Here is a 537-nt window from a genome sequence, read left to right as displayed (position 1 = left end):
CGATAACAACGGTGTTTGCCAATAATTGAGCGTCTTCAAGTGTTTTGATAATACCGCCGACTTTGTCATCCGCAGATTTCACGGCAAACTCATAAGCATTTTTGAAGCGTTCACTCGCCGACATATCTTCTTTCGAGTTCGACGGGATAGATTCAAAATTATCTACCGTAGTAACTTCGATGTAGCTGAACCAAGGCTGGTTCGCTTTTTCCGTTAGCCACATGTTCCAATCGGCGATAGATTGTTTATCGGTATGGGCTTGAGTACCATCCAGTTTTTCAGCTAGGTTTACGCCTCGGAAGACGATTTCTGAATAAAGGTCATCTTCAAAACCGCTGCCGCTAAACAAACCGAAGGTGTAGCCTTGATCTTTAAGTACATCAAGAAGTACAGGCGAGGCACCTTGTGCCTTGATGCTAGAGGCGTAGCTTGTTGGTAAACCATAGAACAAGCCAAATGCACCGTAGGTGTCATTGCTTGAGCTGTAGTGTTTACGGAAGTTTTGATTTTGCTGTGCAAACTCGTAGAGGTTTGGCA

Annotated in this window: 1 protein-coding gene; it reads right to left on the bottom strand. The window is 44.3% G+C overall.

The window, feature by feature from the left end:
• A partial coding sequence (locus R7Z49_RS27180) for a sulfatase-like hydrolase/transferase (protein WP_318112776.1) occupies positions 1 to 537 on the bottom strand: 537 nt, incomplete at both ends.

The sequence above is a fragment of the Vibrio sp. 1562 genome, assembly GCF_033340155.1.
In the GTDB taxonomy this organism is placed as follows: Bacteria; Pseudomonadota; Gammaproteobacteria; order Enterobacterales; family Vibrionaceae; genus Vibrio; species Vibrio alginolyticus.
Note: the sequence above shows the minus strand (reverse complement) of the source record. Positions and strands in the feature narration are given on the sequence as shown.